The sequence below is a fragment of the Candidatus Obscuribacterales bacterium genome, from assembly GCA_036703605.1.
Taxonomy (GTDB): domain Bacteria; phylum Cyanobacteriota; class Cyanobacteriia; order RECH01; family RECH01; genus RECH01.
On the sequence record DATNRH010001132.1, the window covers coordinates 1 to 3,308 of the forward strand.

The window sequence follows — 3,308 nt, forward strand, 5'->3', positions numbered from 1 at the left end:
ATGCCAGACATGAGGGCTACAGACATCTGCATACTGCCCCAACCTTGAAGGCATGGCCTATCTAACCGGATGTGATATGAGAAAATCCCGTCCAATTTAGTACATTTTTCTGGAATGACGACAACGTTTCCTGTTGTTGACTAGGCAACTCGGTTGATGTCATGACAGGAATGAAGTCTATGATCACATCTATGCTGCCAAGATGGAGACGGCTGACGATGCTCGCAGCTTTCTCCTTAAGCCTCTTTCATGTATCGGATCAAGGGGCGATCGCTGCTCCCGAATCCTCCCATAGAGATCATCCGCCAGTGGCAACTAGCCAAGCCATGCTGACAATAGACGACATCAATATTTTGCGGCAGGCGGAGATTCCCATCGCCTTGCCCACCTATATTCCTGATGGCTTTCAGGTGGACTATATAGAGGCGTTTACTCCCAATCCCAGCAGCCCCGGCAGTGGTCATGGTTATCTGATTACCTATCGTCAACCTCAGCTGAGCGGTACCGACGCAGCTTGTTTTGAAGTAGAGGCCAGTACAGGAGGATTTGGCGGGCCTGTTCCGGAGCGATCGCAGACCATTGACCCACCCACCTTTGTCCAGGATGCTAGCCATCCGACCTACCACATCTTTTGGACTGAAACCGGCGATCCAGATGGCCCCTTTCCCGAACCCATCTTGTTTTCCGATTGGATTGAGGGCGATGGCGCATTCTACCGTATTTCTAGCCGAGTGACTATGCGGCGCTATTGCAATCTTCTGCGGCCTGAGACCGCCCGCCAAATTTTAGAATCATTTCGCTATGTGGACTGACTAGACCCACCATCCAACGACGACACGGGTGACACCTTGCGCTACAGTCAAGAAGCGACGAGCGTAGGATAACACTATGAAAGAACAGCCAAGCGTACAGTCTCTCATTGCCATTGGGTTGGTGGGACTGTTGGCCATTTTCAGCCTTAACTCCTTTTTCATCATCAATCCAGGTGAGGCAGGGGTGTTAAGCATTTTAGGAAAAGCGCGGGATGGGGTATTGCTGGAAGGATTCCACTTCAAGCCACCCATTATTGCCCGTGTGGATGTATATGACGTAACGGTGCAAAAATTTGAAGTACCGGCCCAAAGCTCCACGAAAGACTTACAGCAACTATCGGCGAGTTTTGCGATCAACTTCCGCCTTGATCCGATTGAGGTGGTGAACATCCGTCGTACCCAAGGAACGCTGCAAAATATTGTGGCTAAGATTATTGCACCGCAAACGCAGGAATCCTTTAAGGTGGCGGCGGCCCGACGGACAGTAGAAGAAGCTATTACTAAACGGGATGAACTGAAGAAAGACTTTGATGAAGCGCTGGGTCAGCGTTTGGTCAAGTACGGCATTATTGTGTTAGATACCAGTGTTGTGGATCTCAATTTCTCAACGGAATTTTCCAAGGCAGTTGAGGAAAAGCAAATTGCTGAACAGCGGGCCCAGCGAGCTGTCTATATTGCTCGGGAGGCGGAGCAGGAAGCAGAAGCCACCATTAACCGCGCTAAAGGACAGGCGGAGGCGCAGCGACTGCTGAGAGAAACCCTAACCGCAGAGTTGCTGCAGAAACAGGCCATTGAAAAATGGGATGGTAAGTTTCCTCAAGTCCTAGGTGGCGATGGTGCCATCCCGTTCATCAACATTGAACCTCGGGCCCTGCAAACAACCCGTTGAGACCCTTTCTCTCGTTAGCTCACATCTGATTAGAGAGCTATAGAATCGGCTCCTCACGCTAGCCCTCTTCCAACCTTGGATGATCAGCTAATCTTCGCCCTTCTCCTGGAGGGAGAAGGGTTTGGGGTGAGGATCTTCGGGTTTTGTCCGTCAACTAAGTGCTGCTCATGGGTGATGTGGGTGCGGCTCTATCCTGTTGATGCTTTCAGGTTCTCTCTAGGGGAAATCTAGAGGGTGAACGCTAGGCCTGAAAAGCTCTGTAGTCTTTCACACAGAGTTATACCAGAGGGTAGCTTACAGTGCAGAAGGCGATCGCTGCTTGATAGTTTCAGGCAGGCTGCGATCGCTTTTCCGTATCTACACTTAGCGATCCCACTATGACCACGACTCCTCGTCCCACTCGTTCCATTGCCACAGCCACCCATCCCCTAGATCCCCTCTCGCCCGAGGAACTGCAGGCAGCGATCGCTATCCTGCGTCACCAATCGCCCCTAGGCAGCACCTATCGTTTTGTCAGCGTAGCTCTTCAAGAGCCGCCTAAGCTGGAGGTTTTGTCCTTTACACCAGGGCAAGCGAGCGATCGCCAGGCCTTTGCCATAATCTTAGATAATGCTACCGGCTATACCTACGAAGCCGTCGTATCGATCACCCAGGATGAAGTGCTGTCTTGGACCCATATCCCCGATGTACAGCCCTGCATTATGCTGGATGAATTTTTGGCCTGTGAAAATGCGGTCAAAGCATCCCCAGACTTTCGCGCGGCGCTGAAAAAGCGCGGCATCGAGAATATGGATTTGGTGATGGTCGATCCTTGGTCGGCAGGGAACTATGGCATTGAAGAGGAACAAGGGCTGCGGCTTTCCCGTGCCTTCTGCTGGGTGCGATCGGAGCCGAACGATAACGGCTATGCTCGCCCTATTGAGGGGGTCGTGCCCATGGTAGACCTCAACAAGATGGAGGTGATCCGGGTGGAAGACTATGGTGTAGTGCCGCTGCCGCCCCATCCAGGTAACTATGCACGGGAGTATATCCCTAACTTTCGGGATGACCTAAAACCTTTGGACATTGTGCAACCGGAAGGGCCAAGTTTTACCGTAGATGGCTACCAGGTCTCTTGGCAAAAGTGGCAGTTTCGCATCGGCTTCACACCTCGGGAAGGATTAGTTCTCTACAATGTTAGCTATGCTGATCAAGGACGGCAGCGATCGATTCTCTACCGCGCATCCTTGGCGGAAATGGTGGTGCCCTACAATGACCCCAGTACCCCCGCATCCAATCACTATCGCAAGAATGCCTTTGACGTCGGTGAATATGGCGTGGGGATGTTGGCTAACTCCCTAACCTTGGGCTGCGACTGTTTGGGAGTGATTCGCTATTTTGACGCTTATCTTACCAACAGCTCCGGTGATGTCTCGATCATTGAAAATGCCGTCTGTATGCATGAGGAAGATTTTGGCATTCTCTGGAAGCATACGGACTGGCGAACCAATCAAGCTGAGGTAAGGCGATCGCGTCGGTTGGTGGTGTCGTTTATTGCCACGGTCGGCAACTATGAGTACGGATTTTTCTGGTATTTCTACCAGGATGGCAATATCGAGTATGAAGTG

3 protein-coding genes are annotated in these 3,308 nt (G+C 51.5%); all 3 read left to right on the forward strand.

What is annotated here, in order from left to right:
* Positions 1-218: 218 nt before the first annotated feature.
* The gene (locus tag V6D20_23470) at positions 219-812 is read left to right on the forward strand and encodes a hypothetical protein (GenBank protein ID HEY9818739.1); all 594 of its coding nucleotides are present in this window, start codon (positions 219-221) and stop codon (positions 810-812) included.
* Positions 813-888: 76 nt separating this feature from the next.
* Positions 889-1,701 (forward strand): prohibitin family protein, encoded by an 813-nt coding sequence (locus tag V6D20_23475; GenBank protein ID HEY9818740.1) that lies wholly within the window; start codon positions 889-891, stop codon positions 1,699-1,701.
* A 377-nt stretch (positions 1,702-2,078) separates the two neighbouring features.
* A partial coding sequence (locus V6D20_23480; GenBank protein ID HEY9818741.1) for a hypothetical protein occupies positions 2,079-3,308 on the forward strand: 1,230 nt, incomplete at its 3' end.